This is a genomic window from Psychrobacillus sp. FSL H8-0510, assembly GCF_038008345.1.
GTDB lineage: Bacteria > Bacillota > Bacilli > Bacillales_A > Planococcaceae > Psychrobacillus > Psychrobacillus psychrotolerans.
Genome location: NZ_JBBOYZ010000001.1, coordinates 106,296 through 123,474 on the forward strand (window position 1 = coordinate 106,296; position 17,179 = coordinate 123,474).

Here is a 17,179-nt window from a genome sequence, read left to right on the forward strand (position 1 = left end):
AGGTTATATATTAACCTTCAGCTTTTTGTTTTTTCGATTATCGGCATATGATGGAATACACATTCCCAATAAAATGATCACTATTCCTGCTACTTGTAATATAGAAAGAGCTTCACTTAACACAATAACTGATACGATAACAGCAACTGGCAACTCCATTGCACTTAATATGGAAGAAACCGCACCGCCAACTTTAGGAACTGCAATTACAAAGAAGTAAATTGGGATGATGATACCCATTAATCCAAGAGCTAGTCCATAAAATAATAGTGGTTCTGTAAACAGTTTTCCATTCCACATAATTTCTGGACTTTGGAAGATGGCAATCATAATCATTGCGATAAAAGAGACGAATAATAGACGAGTTGTTGTATTCATACCTTCTACTTGCTTTGTGTTGACATTCATATTTAAGGAAAAAGAAACGGCAGCAGCTAAACCATAAACCCAGCCTCTCCAGTCAATTCCACTTAAGTCGACATCTAGTATTCCTGCAGCTAGAATAGTTCCTATAAATAAGATAATAAGAGAAATAGTTTCTGCTCTAGATGGAAGTCTTTTTCTAATAATACAATCGATTAATGTTCCAATCCATGTAAATTGGAAAAGCATAACAACTGCAAGAGAGGCAGGTAAGTATATGAGAGACATCCCGTACACAATTCCTGTTGTAGCGGTAAACACACCTGCCAATAAAATTATCTTAAAGCCACCATTTAAACGAGGCAGTTTTCGTTGTGTTAACAGATATATTAATAATGCTAAAAGAAATCCAACGATATATTGACTAGAAATTGCTTCTGAAGCCGTATAGCCATCTCCAATTGCTAGTTTAACCATAGTTGATAATGTCCCGTAACTACTTGCAGCAAACACAACCATTAGGGGGTAAATCCATAATTTCATAAAAAATTCTCCTTTAATTTGCAACTACTGTTTTCACCATATGATGAAAAGGCTCACCAATAATTGTCCAAGGACATAGGGTAACAAATCCTAGACGATTATACAAGCGAATTGCTGCATCTTTCTCCATCTCCACATTCAAGGCTAGCTTACCGCCACCTGAACTTTTAACTAAATGTTCAGCATAACTCAATAATTTCGTGCCTATGCCATGACCACGGTAGGCTGGATTAACTACAACCGTGTCTATATACCATTCTCCCGGGGCAGTTTCCGGATCTATAGTGACAGCAGCACCTTTTTTGTTAGAAAGATAAGCTTCTAAATTTGCATCAAGGCTAATTGCCTGTTCCGAATTATAAAATACCAGTACACCCGCAACATGACCATTCAGTTCTGCAATATACGTATTTAAATAAGAATGTCGATTATCAGTCCGTGTAAATAGGTGTATAAATTCTTTGGTAATGGCTACTTCTTCTGTTTCACCAGTCATCTGCATAGAGATGTCTCCAATAGCCTCCATGATAAGAGGAATAGCCTGAGCTGCGTCTTCTTTGTAAGCTTTTCTGATTAATATTTCCATTTAATGTTCACCTTCCAACTCGTAATTATACCATAAGTTGTCTAAATAGACTTGTTGACTATTTAGGATTATAAATAATGGGAAAATTAAAAAAATAAATGAAACCTTCCTGTTCTATATATAGTAGAATAGAAAGAGAAAAGGAGGAATAGCAATGGACTTGAATTCAATACCTTGGAACCTCATCTTACCTGTTCTAGTAATTCAATTATTATTAGTAGTGGTCGCATTAATCGATCTAGTACGTGTCAAGAGCACCAATGGACCAAAGTGGATGTGGGCACTTATCATTGTTTTTATTAATATTATTGGTCCTGTTGTGTATTTTATATTGGGGAGGCGAAATGATTGAAAACATTTCTACATGTACAGGCACTAACAAAGGAATATGGCAAAGAAAAAGCGGTAAATCAAGTTACTTTTTCATTATATAAAAATACTGCAACGGCTTTGATTGGTCCTAATGGTGCTGGGAAAACAACCACTCTGTCTATACTAGCGGGGTTATTAAAACAGACTAGCGGATCGGTAGTTATTGATGGAGACATACAAGGAGATATTAGAAGTGAAATTGGCTTCTTGCCTCAGTATCCTCAGTTCTATTCGTGGTTAACAGCACTTGAATTTATCGAGATGGTAGCGAAGTTAAGTGGAATAGACGGGAAAATGATTAAATCTCAGTCAGTTAGAACATTAGATTTTGTTGGTCTAGCAGATGCTAAAAACAAGAAAGTAGGAACATTTTCTGGGGGCATGAAGCAACGACTTGGGTTAGCGCAAGCAATCGTTCACAAACCTGGTTTGCTTTTGCTAGATGAACCTGTATCTGCATTAGATCCGATGGGTAGACGTGAAGTTTTGAATTTACTGAAAGAACTACAAGAACATACGACTATTTTATATTCAACTCATATTTTAAATGACGCCGAAGAAATGACCGACCAGTTATTGTTCTTAAGGAAAGGGGAATTAGTTGAGCAAGGATCCTTAAAGGAAGTGCGAGACAAATACGCAAATCCCCAGTATAGAATCTTATTTGCTGATACGGAAGAAGCAGCAAAATTTGTCGAAATTAGCCCATGGCCTGCTAGACAGGAAAATGAGGTTGCCTTTGTCCATCTGGAAGATAAGAAACCGATAATGAATGAAGTATTACAGGTACTTGCTAATAGCAATTTACGCTTATCGAAGGTTGAGCGAGCATCGGCTAGTTTAGAAGAAATCTTTTTGCAGGTGGTGAATAAACATGAGTAACTTCTCAATACTATTTCAAAAAGAGTGGCGTGAAAATGTACGGAATTTTAAAATTTTATGGATACCGCTTGTATTTATCCTGTTTGGTATTTCTGAACCTTTGACTTACTATTATTTGCCACAAATTTTAAATACAGTAGGGAATATGCCAAGTGATATGGTGTTTCAGCTTCCCGAGTACACCCCAGAACAAATTGTTATGTCAACTGTAGGGCAATATCAGTTTATCGGAATGTTAATCATAGCATTTGGGTTTGCCGGTATCATTGCTAGGGAGCGCAAAAACGGAACAGCAACAATGTTATATGTAAGACCAATTTCTTATAACGCATACGTGTTTAGTAAGTTAGCTATTATGGGCATCTTAATAGTAGGAAGCGCATGTATAGGTCTGTTGGCAAATCTCTATTACACGTATATTTTATATGGAGCAGTAGAAACGGCAGCATTTATTGGGTTCTTAGGAACATACAGTATTTGGTTGTTGTTTGCCATTAGTATTGTTATTTGTAGCAGTGCAGCTTTTTCTACAGGAGTTGCTTCTGTTACATCGATTTTCTTTCTCATAATTGTACCGTTAGTAGATGGTCTCTTAGGTACTTACTGGACTATTTCACCATGGAAGTTACCAATGTATGCGGGAGAAATATTAATTAGCAGTATAGACAATACACCTTATATTTGGAGTTTGATTGTAACATTGGTGATAATTGTACTATTAATCGTCGGAGCAGCTTTTATAACAAAAAGAAATGTATCAAAGGCAAAAATATAATAATGAGGTGATTTAAGATGGTGGCTCGTAACTCTGATAAATTTATTGTATCCTACAACCGAATAGACCAATTGATGAAAGATCTTCTTGGTACGAATGAACATATGGCATTTTTTAGATTAATTGATTTTGCTAAAAAGAAAAACGCCATAATCAGACGGTATGAGGCAGATTTACGAGAATTTGGTGATTTAAGAAATGCCATTATACACCATCGTACCTCATTGGAATACGCTATTGCTGAACCTCATGATGACGTTGTAAAAAAAATGGAGGAAATTGAAGGGGCATTAGCTAAGCCAATTACAGTAGCTCAAATGTTTCAGACAAATGTGACGATCTTTCAAGAGACCGATTCACTTAGCTATGCCCTAAAAGTAATCAAAGATAAAAAGTACAATCAATTCCCAGTATATAAGGGAAATACTTTTAAAGGTTTAATCACCCCTGTAGGCATAACTAAGTGGATGGCAAGTAAAGTGGATTCAGATTCCTTCTCAAGAAAGAGAACAATGTTATCAGAAATACTGGCACATGAAAGCAATAGAGATAATCACCGATTTATACAATCGAAAGCATCTGTTTTTGAGGCAGTAGATATATTTAAATCTTCTGTTACACGTGGGAGGCGCTTAGAAGCACTGCTCATAACAGAAGATGGAAAAGCAAGCAATAAATTAATCGGGATTATTACTCCAATGAGTCTACTGAAAATAGAATAATTCTTAAAAAAGTAGTCTTTTTCTAGGGCTATGTCATAATAATAAAGTAGGCACTAAAGTATGTGAAAGTCGAAAAAGGGGGGATTTGGTGGATTCTTTAGAGAAAGTGCAAGAACAGCGATATGACAATTTTGAAAAGACTAGTAATGAGATGACAGTTGGGGATTGGTTAATTACGACGCTTATACTAATTATTCCAATTGTTAATATTGTTATGCTGTTCATTTGGGGTTTTGGAAATCCAGACCCAAGACGTAACTACGCACGAGCTTCACTAATCTGGATGGCAATCAGTATTGTATTAATGCTTATTTTTTATGGAGTAGTATTTGCATTTTTTTTTAATTCTTTTAATAGTTATTAAGTATTTCCTGGGAAATAGCATAGTTCGACACGACCGAGTATTCCTTTGTAAAAGAAGGAATACTCTTTTTGATGTTATAATAAAGAAAAGCGAAAGCGCCTATGGAAGCCCTGACTAGCACTGGAAGGATTTCATATAAAGGCGTTCTTTGCCTTTATATACTGAAGAAGTAACTTGAGAAGTTTAGTACTAGACGGAAACTAACTAAAAACATAAGATTAGTTCTTTTTAAGGGAGATGAAATAGATGAAAGTAGCACTCTTTGGAGCCACTGGACGTGTGGGACATGCTATTCTAACGTTATTATTAGAACAGGGTATAGAAGTTACTGCAATGGTAAGAAACCCTGAAAAGATGCAACCTCATGCTAAATTATCCGTCCTACAAGGCGACGCAAAAAATAGTGCAGATATTGTAAAAGCTACGCTAGGAGTAAATGCAATTATAAGTGCACTTGGAACCGACAAAACAAGTGTATTAACAGAGTTCACCTCACACATAGTTCCCATTATGCACCAACAGCAGCTAAAGCGGATTATTACAATTGGTACTGCGGGAATATTAAATAGTAGAGCAGAACCAGGATTGCTTCGTTATCAATCATCTGAATCTAAGCGTAAATCGGTAACGGCTGCACAAGAACACCATAAAGTTTTCAATATATTAATAGATACTGCACTCGACTGGACAATTGTTTGTCCAACCTATTTACCGACTGGAGCTTCTACAGATGATTACATTGTAATGAGAGATTACCTGCCAGAGGGTGCTGTGCAAACTACCACTGGAGATACTGCCTTATTCACTGTAAAAGAGCTAATGAAAAATGAACATTTGGGTTACAGAGTAGGTATAAAGAGTCCACGATACTAGGAGAAAATAAATGAAGAAATTGTTAATGTTAATCGTAGTGGTTATTACTTTATTGTACATAAGTAATAGTAGGATTCAAACTACCGAAATTATTGTAGAATCAGATAAAGTTCCTATGAGTTATGATGGAGTGAAAATCCTGCAGATTTCGGACTTACATGATGCAACCTTTGGAGAAAACCAGGAGAACTTAGTTGAAAAGATAAAGAAAACAAAAGCAGAACTTATTTTTATCACAGGAGATCTAGTTGATAGTAACCGATATAATTTGGACCAAAGTTTAGAATTAGTAAGGCAGATTATAGATTTTGCTCCCATTTATTACGTAACGGGAAACCACGAAATCGCTACTAATGACACCGAGAACATAAAGAATTCCTTAACTGAACTTGGCGTAAATGTCCTGTCTAATGAGGAACAAATAATAGAACATAAAGGGGAAGACATTCGAATTATTGGTATCGAAGATCCTCTAAATGGAGTTTTAGTGAGCGAGGCTTTAAGTCAATTTGCGGATAATGATTTATTTACTCTCGTACTTTCCCATCGACCTGAGACTTTTCAAGATTATGTAGAGAACAAAATGGATGTTGTTTTTACTGGACATGCACATGGTGGGCAGTTTCGACTTCCAGGACTTGGGGGACTAGTGGCACCAGGACAAGGCTTTTTCCCAACATACACTGCTGGAATGTATACCGAGAACAGTACGCATATGATTGTGAGTAGGGGATTGGGTAATAGTGCAATTCCGTTTAGAATATTCAATTCACCTGAGATCGTCGTTGTGACATTAAAAAGTATCTAAAAGGAAAAAGACCGCTGACTAATTTACTTAGCCAGCGGTCTTGCTTTTATAAGTGTTTATCTTTACGGTCGAAGCGGTCTTTTAGTTCTCCTACTTCTTGTTGAACTTCACCTTTTAACTTATCCACTTTACCTTCTGCTTGTAATTTATGATCGTTGGTTGCATTTCCAACTTGGTCTTTTGCTTCACCTTTTGTTTTGTTTACGGCACCTTTAACTTTGTCAGATAATCCACTCATGTAAATTCCTCCTTCAGTTTTTATACTCTACTATTTAAATACCCTGGTGGAGAAGTTTTAAACTTACTCTACTATCTTAAACTCTTGCAGCATGGCATAAAATCTTGCGCCATGGCCTTCCGCTGCTTCTAAAAAATATTTTTCTGTAATGACAAAGCTTCCACCTTTTAAATTATCTACAACGTATACATTTGTTACAGGACTATTCCATTCTGATCCGCTAATACCGTGTAATTTAAAACCTTCTACTGGATCAGACACAGATTCTGTTTCTGTCACCTTTGTATATTCCGAAGCAAGGTCTGTTTCTAGGGTCATGACCATTTCTTGAGGAGTGATATCTGTATACTGTTTAATTTCCATTGAGACTTCGGGATACCTTTTTTCTAATGGCTCTTTAGTTGTGATAATATCAGACGTTTCACCTGGTACAAGTTTATAGCGGTCTTCATCTATATAGATAATATAGTTGGAATCCTTCCCTTCTTGTAGATTTACATTAGTTTCTTCGTTGTTTCCTTCAATACTTTGTATAATCTCTTTTTCCGGAACGAACATATCTTTTATTTGTTTAATAAAGGCATTACCTGACTCCGTTTGTGTACTAAATAGAATCATTACTCCAGCTGCCGCAGCAATAGCGATTGGAATTATTTTGGATTTCCTTTTCTTCTCTTTTTGGCTTTTCGTTTGGAAGAGTTCTTGGTCTATTTGGCTCCAAATATCATCTTTTAATGCAGAAGGAGTATCTTTCGTATGGTCTAAAATTTCTTTCTTAACTCGATCATCTAATTGGTCCATCTTTAACGTCCCTCCATTTCCAGCAATTCTAATTGAGTCTTTAACAAGTTTCTTCCGTTAAAAAGCCTCGATTTCACAGTGTTCTGATTCAAATCGAGGATAGTAGCAATTTCTTTCTCAGAAAAACCTTTTATATATTTGAGTAAAATAGGAATGCGATATATGTCAGCCATATTTTGAATCATGCTATACAAGTCGGATAAATTCTCTTTTGAATGCTCCCTCAGCTGTTCCTTATTTTCCATTGTAGAAGTGTCGATTGGAGTATTTTTCTTTTCTTTTGATAAAATACGATAACATTCATTAACTAAAATACGATAAAACCATGCATCGAACGGAAGAGTGGAGTTGTAGGAAGATATATTGCGATAAACTCGTATAAAAGCTTCTTGCACTGCATCCTTTGCGTGTTCGTCATTTCTTGTTATTGCTTTTGCTGTTCTAATCGCATAGTTTTCATACATATCGTAAAACTGTTTAAAAGCATCACGGCTACCGTTTCTAATGTCTTCTAAGATGTCATCATTCATGTACGCTTTTTCACTCCCTTCACTATATATACCCTGCGAGTTCTCAAAAAGTTTAGTCCATAACAAAAAAAGCTTAAAGCAGTGTGCTTTAAGCTTTTACGATTACTATTTAAACCATCCTTTTTCTTTAAATCTAGAAATGGCCTCAATTCGATTTCCAACGTCTAGTTTATCTAAAATAACGGAGATATAATTGCGGACAGTGCCCGTTGTGATAAATAGTTCGCCGGCAATTTCTTTTGTGTTTTTTCCATTTGCTATTAACTCCAGAACCTGACTTTCACGTTCTGTAAGAGGATTTTCTTCTTCGTAAGCCATATCCACAAGCTCAGGAGCGTATATTCGACGACCATCCATAATTACACGAATAGAATTTGCTAGCTCTTCACTTGGACTATCCTTTAATAGGTACCCATTTACGCCTGCTTTGCGTGCACGCTCAAAATATCCAGCCCTTGCAAAGGTGGTCAAAATGATTACCTTACAATCATTTTCTTTTAGTTCTTCTGCGGCATCCAGTCCAGTTTTAATAGGCATCTCAATATCCATAATACAAACATCTGGTTGCAATTGTTCAATCAGTTTTAATACTTCTTCACCATTATTGGCCTTACCTACAACTTCCATATCCTCTTCCAAATCGAGTAGTGAACCAAGAGCTCCTAGCACCATTCGTTGATCTTCTGCAATGACAATTCGTATCATGTCTATTCCTCCTGACTGGGTTGCTGTATAACATTGGGTACCCGTATATTCAGTGTAGTTCCATTTTTCGAATGAATATCTAAGGTTCCATTTACAAATTCAAGTCTTTCTTTCATGCCACGTAGGCCATGCCCCTTAGACCAATTTACCTTTTCTCCCATACCTTGGCCGTTATCATACACTTTTAGTAGAGTTTCTTTCGCTGATTGTTTGATAGAAATAGAGCAAGTAGATGCGCTACTATGTTTCACTACATTATTTACTGCTTCTTTTAAACACATACTAAGTACATTTTCTACAAGCAATGGAGTATTTACTAATTTAGGTGTACCAGTTACCGTACACTCTATCTGTGCAGCTTTTAGTATTTGGTTGATCCGGAAAAGTTCATCTTCAAGTTTAGTTCCGCGCATATTTGTAACCAATTCTCGAACCTCTTTTAAGACAGAACGCGCGGTTTGGTTGATATCCAATATTTCTATTTTAGCGGCTTGTGGATTTTTTTCGATCAATCGACCCGCTAAATCACTTTTAAGTCCGATCAGCGAGAGCTTTTGTCCAAGCGTATCATGCAAATCTCTCGCGATTCTTTCTCTTTCTTCAATAATAATATACTGGGAAATCTTTATTTGTGCTTCTTCTAGTTGGTCCTCTAATGCTTCTCGTTGGTTTCGAGTATATGTATTGAAGGGCAACAAAATAACACCTATCAAACAAATGATAAGAAACGGCATATGGGATAGAAATAACTCAGTTTGGGTAAAAAATCCGATAATAACAGCCGCAATTGTAGCAACTAGATGAATACTATAAATAACAAAGAAGCTAAATCTTCTCTTTATATTCCCGATTAAAAAGGACAAGAAAATAGAGAAGTATATATAACCGTATAGGTAGGTCATCCAAACACTGATGGAAATTTGTAGTGCAACGGAGAGATATAGTAACCAACCTTTAGTAGAAAAGGATGAACGATAGGCAATGAAAAATAGTAAGGTTAGTGCTAAACCAATAACAATCTCTAAAGGAGTTGTAGATCTAAATATAAAAAAGAATGGAAAAATGCAAAAAACAATCCAAGCATAAATACTTAGCCAAGGATATTTGGGGAATATTTGATACCATTTGGACATGTATTTCACCTTCTTACCTATGTATAGTTATATTCATTATAATGCAAAAACCATTCCTAGGTAATTCTGGGAATGGTTTTTGCAGAATTTTACTTACTTTCAAATGTTGAGTTTTTTGAGTTCAACTTCGTATTTTGCTTAGTATTATTTAATAAATGTTTTATCTCTTTAAAGTTAACAAAACTTTTATTATCCTCATCGAATAGTCGGAAGTGGATAGACTCCAAACTCTTACGTAAGTTAATCGTAGTAGCTTGGTGTAAAGGTGGTGTAGAGTCATGCGCTTTTTCTAAGTTATAGTTAGGAACACGTGGACTTAGATGATGCACATGATGGAATCCGATATTTCCAGTTACCCATTGTAAAACACGTGGCAACTTGTAATAAGAGCTTCCTTCTATAGCTGCTTTTACATAATCCCATTCTGACTCATCTTCAAAATAAGAATCTTCAAATTGATGCTGAACATAAAATAACCAAATTCCTAATGAACCAGCTACGAAAAGTATTGTTCCTTGGATAATCGCAAATGCTTGCCATCCAATTAACCAAATCATTAACGCATAAATAGCAACTACAGATATATTGATTAAATACGTATTGTTGCGTTCTTTTCCGCGGGCACCTTTACGGTTTATACGATTGCTTACTAAGAAAAGTAGCGCTGGTCCTAAACCGAACATTACGATCGGGTTTCTATATAAACGATAGGAAAGTCTTTTCATTGGTGTTGCTTCTATATATTCATCAACGGTCATCATCCAAATATCGCCGACACCGCGTTTGTCTAGGTTTCCACTAGTAGCATGATGGATATTATGTTCGCGTTTCCATTTTTCATAGGCAAAAAGCGTAATGATTCCGGTGATTGTTCCAGTTATATCATTGGCTTTTTTATTTTTAAAGAAAGAACCATGTGTACAATCATGAAAGATGATGAATACTCGAACGACAAATCCTGCTGCGATAACAGACAAAGCAACGGTTAGCCAAACGGACACATCTAAACTTATATAAGCTAAAAACCATAAGATGAAAAATGGTGGGATAGTATTGATTAGTTGAATAATACTCTTATTTAACTCTGAGTTTTCAAAGGGTTTTACGTTTTTACGTAATGCGAGTGTTTTTTCTCTGCTCATTTTATTCCTCCTAGTAAGAACTATTACCTTAATAATAAGGAAAATCACAAATTAGTAGTAGGCATAAACGTCAAGTCATAAGTATGACAAGTGTCATATAGGACATATAGGTTATACCAACATAAAAGAGTGAATAGTCCTTTATAATAAAAGCAAAAGCAGCACCTCCATGAAGAGATGCTGCTTGCATAATCATATAATTATCCTTACCCAGTTATTAAATAACCTTTGAATAACAAAACGTATTCATAGAAATACTTTGTGTAAGAAATTTTTACAAATCCGTGTTATTACTTGATTTTTAATGTTATTTTTCTTTACTTTCCTTCAACAAACGTAATGTTTCATCGAATTCTTTTTCGATTTCAGCATTCGGTTTGTATGTCATTAAGCTGACTACAACTGCCACGATCAATGCAAGAACAAAACCAGGGACGATTTCATATAGTGCTCCTGAAAGTGTATCATTTGTACCCCAGAATACTACAACGACAGCCCCGACAATCATACTTGCTAATGCACCAGTGGAAGTAATTTTTCTCCAGTAAAGTGTTAGCAAGATAACCGGACCAAATGCTGCACCGAAGCCTGCCCATGCAAATGCAACAAGACCTAAGATTGTTTCATTTTGTTCCCAAGCAAGGATTGCAGCAGCTACGGAAACTACTAATACAGCGATACGACCATAGTTTACATATGTTCTGTCGGATGCATCTGTTTTAATAATGGCTTTGTATAAATCCTCTATTAAAGCTGAAGAAGTAACGATTAATTGAGATGAGATTGTACTCATAATAGCTGCTAAAACTGCTGCTAATACTAAACCAGCGATAAACGGATGGAAAACAACTTGTCCTAGTACGATGAATACTGCCTCAGGACTTGAAAGTGAAACATCCGGATTTTGTTGGAAATATGCAACACCAACAAGTGCTGTAGTAATTGCGCCTAGAAGACTTAGAATCATCCAACCGATACCAATTCTGCGAGCTTGTTTAGTTTCTTTAACAGAACTAATAGCCATAAAGCGAACGATAATATGTGGCTGTCCAAAGTAACCAAGGCCCCAAGCTATAGAGGAAATGATACCTGCAGCTGTTGTTCCAGCGATAAGACTTAAGTGCGTAGGATTCACAGCTTTAATAGACTCCACTGTTTCACCAATTCCACCAGTCATAAATACACCAAAGATTGGTACACATATTAAAGCAAGGAACATAAGTAATCCTTGAAGGAAATCTGTATAACTAACAGCAAGGAACCCTCCAAATAATGTATAAGCTACAACTACTGCTGATACGACTAAAAGTCCTGTATGATAGTCTAAACCGAATGAGCTTTCAAAGAAAACTCCTCCTGCTACCATTCCAGAGGATACATAGAACGTGAAAAATAGTAAAATGATTAAACCGGATGCAACACGTAATAATCGAGATGATTGCTTTAAACGGCTTTCTAAATAACTAGGAATTGTAATAGAATTGCTTGATACTTCTGTGTATACACGAAGTCTCGGTGCTACGTATAGCCAGTTTAAATATGCACCAATTGTAAGACCGATGGCTATCCAAGCTTCACCCATTCCTGATAAATAAATTGCGCCTGGTAAACCCATAAGTAACCAACCAGACATATCTGCAGCCCCAGCACTAAGTGCGGTAACAGCGGGACCTAGTGAGCGTCCGCCGAGCATATAATCCGTTAAATTGGTAGTTTTTCTATAAGAGTACCACCCAATTGCGAGCATTGCGATCATATAAATTATAATGGCCGCGAGTTGATAAGTTTCTGCTGACATGATAAATCCTCCTCCCTTTTTTCATCATAACATGGAGGTAAACGAGGTGCATCAAAAATTTTTCAATATCCATAATTTCCTATTACTTTAGAATTATCAAATAAACGAATAATAATAGAAGGAGTGAATTAAATTGAAATTTTTTCACACAGCAGACTGGCATCTGGGTAAATTGGTTCAAGGGATATATATGACAGAGGATCAACGATTTGTATTAGAACAATTTCTCCAAGCAATTGATATAGAAAAGCCAGATGCAGTAATTATTGCAGGAGACTTGTACGATCGAGCAGTACCACCAACGGAAGCGGTACACTTATTGGATGAATTGTTTGCAGAGATTGTGTTGAAACGCAATACCCCATTATTAACTATTGCAGGAAACCATGATAGCCCTAGTCGACTAAACTTTGGTAGCCAGCTTATGAAAGAAACGGGTTTACATATTGTGGGACAATTAAGTCGGAACATGAAATCTATAGTTTTAAACGATACTTATGGAGAGGTGCATTTCCACCTTGTGCCATACGCGGATCCTTCCCAAGTCCGATATCTAATGGAAGATGAGACAATAATTACACATAACCAAGCTATGAAAAAAATAATAGAATTAATAGAAGAGAAGATGGACAAAACAAAAAGGCATGTATTTGTAGGACATGCCTTTGTTACCCCACATGGTCAAGAACAGGAAAATACAAGTGATTCCGAACGTCCTTTAGCTATAGGTGGAGCAGAATATGTAAATGCAAGTCTATTCCAACCGTTTCATTACACGGCTCTAGGGCATTTACATCAAGCCCACTATGTTTTAAACGAAACAATCCGCTATTCAGGTTCACCACTAAAATATTCTATTTCGGAGGAGCACCATAAAAAGGGCTTTTTCATCGTGGAGATGGATGCAGAAGGTAAAACGACTGTAGAAAAAAGATTACTTGCACCAACTCGAGATATGAGAACGGTTGAGGGTTTTTTGCAGGATATATTAATGCAACCTGTTAGTGAAGATTATGTGTTCGTGAAATTACTAGATGATACGCCAGTTTTATCTCCGATGGAACAAATCCGGACCGTTTATCCTAATGCCATGCACGTCGAAAGAAAAGCGTTTCAATTAATTGGTTTGTCAGAAGAACCAGAAGTTGGACGGACGAAAAAGGATGAATATACACTGTTCCGTTCGTTTTACTCCGAAGTTAGTGGTAAAGAAGCATCGGTAGAGACCGGGGAAATATTTAAAGAAGTATTAACTGTATTAGCACGAGAAGAACGGGAAGGGGGAAAATCCAATTGAAACCGATTCAACTGAAAATGAGTGCGTTTGGTCCTTATAAATTCACAGAAACAATTGACTTTACTGAACTAAAAGGAAATAGGCTATTTGTTATTTCCGGAGCAACAGGAGCAGGGAAAACAACTATATTTGATGGGATTTGTTTTGCGCTTTACGGTTCAGGAAGCGGGGAGGATCGTCGCGATACGAAAACGATGCGTAGTGATTTCGCAACAGATGATACACATACTTCTGTTGAGTTAGTCTTCGAGATACATAATAGACGTTACCGCATATTGCGACAATTAGGTCACGTGAAAAAAGGCAATAAAGGTGCAACGGGTGAACGATATGAATTTTTTGAGATACAAGCTGCTGGAGAAGTACCTGTTGTCGAACGACAGATTGTATCGGAGATCAACAAAAAGGTAGAAGAAATCATTGGGTTGACTTTAGATCAGTTCAGTCAAATTGTCATGCTCCCACAGGGAGAGTTTCGAAAGCTATTGACCTCTACTACAGAAAACAAAGAAGCTATTTTACGAAAGATTTTTAAAACAGAGCCCTATAAAATGATTCATGAAAAACTCAAAGAGAAAAAGATAATTGCAGAGGCAGAACTTAGAAAAGAACAATTGACACAGGATAATTTTACAGAAAAAATTATTGCTTCCTTTCCACTACGTGAATCTAACCTTTTTACATTAATAAATGAAGCTAATTTTAACACCTTTCAATTAGTAGAGGCATTAAAAGAAGAGACTAGCTTTTACAAAGAGAAAATTATACAAGACGAACGTAAATATGAAGAAGCATATGAGCTTCATATGAACAAACAGAAGGTCTATCATGAAACCAAAGCTATCAATGATCGCTTTATCGAGTTGGAAGTAAAGGAACAACAACTTAAGGCCTTAAAAGAGCGTGAAAATGAGTTCTTAGAAAAGCAGCAACAGTTAGATTCTGCGGAGCGTGCAAGTATTATAGAGCCAATTGAAGCTTATTTCAATGAGCTTGAGCTAGAGGTTAGAGGAAAGCGGACTTTATTGGAGAAAGCGCAGAAAGAAAATATGATTGCAGAGGATAATTTGAAACAAACAGAAATTATCTTTACAACCGAATCGAATAATAAAGAAGCACGCGAAAAAAGTGTGGAAATGGTTATCTATTTAAACAGTCTATTACCTATATTTGAAGAGTTGGAGATTAAGAGGAAAGAGTTGTTATTACTTGAAAAAGGTAGTTTAGAGGCTGAACAAAAGCTTTCGACAATAGCTGCTAATCTCCAAAAACATAAGAACTTGTTAAAAGAACAGAAGTTAGAAATAGAGAAGTTAGAAGAACTACTAGAACCTTTAGACAGTATGGTGCAACAGCTTACTTTGCTCCAAGCACAGCATAACAAACTGCAAGAATATAAAGTCGTTGACCAGGAACTGCATATACTGATCTCAGCGGAAGCCAAGCAACAGGACAAATTTGAACAATGCAAAGAAACGTATGAGGATATTGAACAACAGTGGTTAGGGAATCAGGCAAGTTTAATTGCATCTAAACTAGTAGAGGGCGAGCCATGTCCAGTATGTGGTAGCAAAGAGCATTCCACATTGCATATTGATATAGGTGAAAGTTTTGTTGATGAAGGTGAGCTTCGAATGGCGAAGGCTGCGTTAAATAAGGAAGAATCGACTTTATTGACCTTTAAAGCGAAAAAAGAAACAGCAGAAGCTCAAATACAAAAAGTGCTCGTTCAGTTGAAGGAACATGAAGTAGAGGCAGAATTGGTCGAGCAAGTAGAAACCAATCTGCTCGATTTGCAAAGAGAGGTACAGCAACTTCGCTTAAAAAAAGAACTGCTATTTTCTTTAAAACAACCTTATAAAGAGTCCATAGCCAAAGTTGAAAATCTAGAACAGAGTAACTTAGAGATGGAAGCATTTTACAGAGAGCAGTCAAGCCAAGTGAAGCAAGCAAGAGCGGTATATGAGTCGAAGCTTTCCACAATACCTGGTCATATACCGACTTTACAAAATCTACAAACAGAAATTACTTTTGCAACAAAGCAAAAAGAACAATTAGCCCTTGCATGGGAAAATGTACAAAATAGGATGCAGTCTTCCCATGATGCGTGTACCACAGCCCGCTTAGCACTAGAGCATACCTCTAAATCATTACAAGAAGCGGAAGTAAAACGCGAAAAAGCTTTAACCCAATTTAGAGAATCCTTGAGCAAAGCAACGTTTGAAACTTTAGAAAAGTATTTGGCTGCTAAACTAACCGAAACAGAGCGCTCAGCCCTAAAATATCAATGTGAAGAATATAAGCAAAGGCTCCATACATTTACGGAGCAAGTAAGAGAAAGAAAAGGACAACTGGAAAACAAAACAAAAGTTGAACTAAAGCCTCTCGAGGATGAATTGAATCAGTTAAAAGAAATATACGAGCAGGCTTTAACGATATGTAATAGTACAAAAGAGTACGTAAAGGCAGGAAAAGAAATAGAAGATAAGATTGCTTCTACTAGTGAGAGAATTACTCTATTAGAGGAACAAGTACATCGAATTATGGATCTCTATGACATATTGAGGGGGCATAACCAAAAGAAAATATCATTTGAGCGATATGTACAAATAGAATACTTGGAGCAAATTGTTCAGGCAGCGAACGAACGATTAAAGCATATGTCGAATGGTCAGTTCCAATTGCTGCGAAGTGATAGACAGGAAACGCATGGGAAACAAAGTGGACTCGGGTTGGATGTATATGATGCTTATACAGGTCAGAAACGAGACGTAAAAACATTGTCAGGTGGCGAAAAGTTTAATGCTTCATTATGTCTAGCACTTGGAATGGCCGATGTTATTCAAAGCTTCCAAGGCAATATTCGTATCGAGACCATGTTTATCGATGAAGGATTCGGATCTCTTGATGAGGAGTCTCTCAACAAAGCAATCGATACATTAGTTGATCTGCAAAAATCTGGACGTATGATTGGCGTTATCTCCCATGTAGCAGAGCTAAAAGCAGCGATCCCAGCCATTTTAGAAGTGGAGAAACAAAAGGCAGGTTATAGCAGTACAAAATTTGTTATTAAATAGACCAATTTCATAATAATAAAAAGTACCTTTCATTAGTTGTCTAAGAGATGTAGGCAGGCGACTGACAAACAACATAAGAATAACAAAAAAGTGATATTGGTTATGACGGACGTCACAACCAATATCACTAAAATTCAAACGATAATAATAGAAAGTCTAAAGTCCTTCGA

At 36.5% G+C, this 17,179-nt stretch carries 18 protein-coding genes; 9 read left to right on the top strand and 9 right to left on the bottom strand.

Annotated features, from left to right (window positions below):
- Positions 1-3 precede the first annotated feature (3 nt).
- Together MHI40_RS00550 and MHI40_RS00555 are read right to left on the bottom strand one after the other, a co-directional pair.
- Complete coding sequence (locus MHI40_RS00550; protein WP_093536692.1) at positions 4-906, bottom strand: EamA family transporter; 903 nt, start codon at positions 904-906, stop codon at positions 4-6.
- Between the two features lie 13 nt (positions 907-919).
- Positions 920-1,492, bottom strand: coding sequence for a GNAT family N-acetyltransferase (locus MHI40_RS00555; protein WP_340761102.1), 573 nt, complete (start codon positions 1,490-1,492; stop codon positions 920-922).
- 154 nt (positions 1,493-1,646) lie between these two features.
- Between MHI40_RS00555 and MHI40_RS00560 the strand changes: the two genes are divergently transcribed.
- The 7 genes from MHI40_RS00560 to MHI40_RS00590 all read left to right on the top strand — a co-directional run bounded on the left by MHI40_RS00560 (position 1,647) and on the right by MHI40_RS00590 (position 6,288).
- A complete protein-coding gene (locus MHI40_RS00560) occupies positions 1,647-1,844 on the top strand; it encodes a PLD nuclease N-terminal domain-containing protein (protein WP_093536688.1) in 198 nt (65 codons plus the stop codon).
- Positions 1,841-2,746, top strand: a complete 906-nt coding sequence (locus tag MHI40_RS00565; RefSeq protein ID WP_093536686.1) for an ABC transporter ATP-binding protein — start codon at positions 1,841-1,843, stop codon at positions 2,744-2,746. Before MHI40_RS00560 ends, MHI40_RS00565 begins: the two co-directional genes overlap by 4 nt.
- Positions 2,739-3,521 (top strand): ABC transporter permease, encoded by a 783-nt coding sequence (locus MHI40_RS00570; RefSeq protein WP_340761103.1) that lies wholly within the window; start codon positions 2,739-2,741, stop codon positions 3,519-3,521. Before MHI40_RS00565 ends, MHI40_RS00570 begins: the two co-directional genes overlap by 8 nt.
- A 17-nt stretch (positions 3,522-3,538) precedes the next feature.
- Positions 3,539-4,243, top strand: coding sequence for a CBS domain-containing protein (locus tag MHI40_RS00575; RefSeq protein ID WP_093536682.1), 705 nt, complete (start codon positions 3,539-3,541; stop codon positions 4,241-4,243).
- Positions 4,244-4,331: 88 nt separating this feature from the next.
- Positions 4,332-4,607, top strand: a complete 276-nt coding sequence (locus tag MHI40_RS00580; RefSeq protein ID WP_340761104.1) for a hypothetical protein — start codon at positions 4,332-4,334, stop codon at positions 4,605-4,607.
- 246 nt (positions 4,608-4,853) lie between these two features.
- Complete coding sequence (locus tag MHI40_RS00585) at positions 4,854-5,480, top strand: NAD(P)-dependent oxidoreductase (protein WP_340761105.1); 627 nt, start codon at positions 4,854-4,856, stop codon at positions 5,478-5,480.
- 10 nt (positions 5,481-5,490) lie between these two features.
- Positions 5,491-6,288: a metallophosphoesterase gene (locus tag MHI40_RS00590; RefSeq protein WP_340761106.1), complete on the top strand. Its 798-nt coding sequence runs from the start codon at positions 5,491-5,493 to the stop codon at positions 6,286-6,288.
- 46 nt (positions 6,289-6,334) lie between these two features.
- Here MHI40_RS00590 and MHI40_RS00595 read toward each other — a convergent pair whose 3' ends face one another.
- From MHI40_RS00595 to putP, 7 genes are all read right to left on the bottom strand, one after another.
- Positions 6,335-6,526 (bottom strand): CsbD family protein, encoded by a 192-nt coding sequence (locus MHI40_RS00595; protein WP_093536676.1) that lies wholly within the window; start codon positions 6,524-6,526, stop codon positions 6,335-6,337.
- Positions 6,527-6,589: 63 nt separating this feature from the next.
- Positions 6,590-7,327 (bottom strand): hypothetical protein, encoded by a 738-nt coding sequence (locus MHI40_RS00600; RefSeq protein WP_340761108.1) that lies wholly within the window; start codon positions 7,325-7,327, stop codon positions 6,590-6,592.
- Between the two features lie 2 nt (positions 7,328-7,329).
- Positions 7,330-7,857, bottom strand: coding sequence for an RNA polymerase sigma factor (locus MHI40_RS00605; RefSeq protein WP_340761109.1), 528 nt, complete (start codon positions 7,855-7,857; stop codon positions 7,330-7,332).
- Positions 7,858-7,962: 105 nt separating this feature from the next.
- Entirely contained in the window at positions 7,963-8,562 is a 600-nt protein-coding gene (locus MHI40_RS00610; protein ID WP_093536674.1) for a response regulator transcription factor, read from the bottom strand.
- A gap of 2 nt (positions 8,563-8,564) precedes the next feature.
- Positions 8,565-9,695, bottom strand: a complete 1,131-nt coding sequence (locus MHI40_RS00615; RefSeq protein WP_093536672.1) for an ATP-binding protein — start codon at positions 9,693-9,695, stop codon at positions 8,565-8,567.
- An 89-nt stretch (positions 9,696-9,784) separates the two neighbouring features.
- Positions 9,785-10,837 (bottom strand): fatty acid desaturase, encoded by a 1,053-nt coding sequence (locus MHI40_RS00620; RefSeq protein ID WP_093536670.1) that lies wholly within the window; start codon positions 10,835-10,837, stop codon positions 9,785-9,787.
- A gap of 307 nt (positions 10,838-11,144) precedes the next feature.
- Positions 11,145-12,635: a sodium/proline symporter PutP gene (putP, locus tag MHI40_RS00625; protein WP_093536668.1), complete on the bottom strand. Its 1,491-nt coding sequence runs from the start codon at positions 12,633-12,635 to the stop codon at positions 11,145-11,147.
- Between the two features lie 133 nt (positions 12,636-12,768).
- Here putP and MHI40_RS00630 point away from each other — a divergent pair, with 133 nt between their 5' ends.
- Together MHI40_RS00630 and MHI40_RS00635 are read left to right on the top strand one after the other, a co-directional pair.
- Complete coding sequence (locus tag MHI40_RS00630) at positions 12,769-13,932, top strand: exonuclease SbcCD subunit D (RefSeq protein WP_340761110.1); 1,164 nt, start codon at positions 12,769-12,771, stop codon at positions 13,930-13,932.
- Complete coding sequence (locus MHI40_RS00635; protein WP_340761111.1) at positions 13,929-17,009, top strand: SMC family ATPase; 3,081 nt, start codon at positions 13,929-13,931, stop codon at positions 17,007-17,009. Before MHI40_RS00630 ends, MHI40_RS00635 begins: the two co-directional genes overlap by 4 nt.
- Positions 17,010-17,179: the final 170 nt, after the last annotated feature.

Coding starts and splice junctions, on each gene's coding strand:
- MHI40_RS00620 (WP_093536670.1), bottom strand. CDS start 10,837: ATGAGCAGAGAAAAAACACTCGCATTACGTAAAAACGTAAAACCCTTT.
- MHI40_RS00605 (WP_340761109.1), bottom strand. CDS start 7,857: ATGAATGATGACATCTTAGAAGACATTAGAAACGGTAGCCGTGATGCT.
- putP (WP_093536668.1), bottom strand. CDS start 12,635: ATGTCAGCAGAAACTTATCAACTCGCGGCCATTATAATTTATATGATC.
- MHI40_RS00595 (WP_093536676.1), bottom strand. CDS start 6,526: ATGAGTGGATTATCTGACAAAGTTAAAGGTGCCGTAAACAAAACAAAA.
- MHI40_RS00590 (WP_340761106.1), top strand. CDS start 5,491: ATGAAGAAATTGTTAATGTTAATCGTAGTGGTTATTACTTTATTGTAC.
- MHI40_RS00610 (WP_093536674.1), bottom strand. CDS start 8,562: ATGATACGAATTGTCATTGCAGAAGATCAACGAATGGTGCTAGGAGCT.
- MHI40_RS00555 (WP_340761102.1), bottom strand. CDS start 1,492: ATGGAAATATTAATCAGAAAAGCTTACAAAGAAGACGCAGCTCAGGCT.
- MHI40_RS00600 (WP_340761108.1), bottom strand. CDS start 7,327: ATGGACCAATTAGATGATCGAGTTAAGAAAGAAATTTTAGACCATACG.
- MHI40_RS00585 (WP_340761105.1), top strand. CDS start 4,854: ATGAAAGTAGCACTCTTTGGAGCCACTGGACGTGTGGGACATGCTATT.
- MHI40_RS00570 (WP_340761103.1), top strand. CDS start 2,739: ATGAGTAACTTCTCAATACTATTTCAAAAAGAGTGGCGTGAAAATGTA.
- MHI40_RS00575 (WP_093536682.1), top strand. CDS start 3,539: ATGGTGGCTCGTAACTCTGATAAATTTATTGTATCCTACAACCGAATA.
- MHI40_RS00560 (WP_093536688.1), top strand. CDS start 1,647: ATGGACTTGAATTCAATACCTTGGAACCTCATCTTACCTGTTCTAGTA.
- MHI40_RS00550 (WP_093536692.1), bottom strand. CDS start 906: ATGAAATTATGGATTTACCCCCTAATGGTTGTGTTTGCTGCAAGTAGT.
- MHI40_RS00615 (WP_093536672.1), bottom strand. CDS start 9,695: ATGTCCAAATGGTATCAAATATTCCCCAAATATCCTTGGCTAAGTATT.